This window comes from Microbacterium sp. 18062 (genome assembly GCF_902706225.1).
Lineage (GTDB): Bacteria > Actinomycetota > Actinomycetes > Actinomycetales > Microbacteriaceae > Microbacterium.
In genome coordinates this window covers 1-468 of record NZ_CACSKB010000289.1, presented here as the reverse complement: position 1 = coordinate 468, position 468 = coordinate 1, and the positions used below count along the sequence as shown (strand labels likewise).

The window sequence follows — 468 nt, the reverse complement described above, 5'->3', positions numbered from 1 at the left end:
TGATAGCTCATACTCTTACTATTGTTTAGCTGAGAATATTTATCTTTCAGCTCGTGACTCTTTAAATTTGAGTAGAGTATTATATTCTAAATCTGTTGTGCTTTCAATGAATGGAGTGTTTTCTGAGGCAGAAACACAAATATTAAAGTCGGTAAAATTTAATACAAAAAAGACATCACTTGAACAAAAGTTACACCAATATAGTCTATTAGGAAATATATTCAGTGGCTTAGGAATGTTAGATGATGCGACTTACTTTTATAAGCAAGCGATTAATATCGTGGATAATAAGGAAATCTTAAGTGAAACAACAAATGCCGTACTTAATTTAAGCAGAGTATACATATATACTAATTTAAGTAGAATTTATGTTAGTCAAGGAAAGTATGATGCCGCAAGAAAACTTTTAGAGAATACAACTGCAAATTATATAGACTTTTCAAATTATATTTCCGAGCGATATTATGC

1 protein-coding gene is annotated in these 468 nt (G+C 29.7%); it reads left to right on the top strand.

Annotation, left to right across the window (positions count from 1 at the left end):
• Nucleotides 1-468: tetratricopeptide repeat protein (locus tag GVL03_RS19845; RefSeq protein WP_200847312.1), on the top strand; the 468-nt coding region annotated here is incomplete at both ends.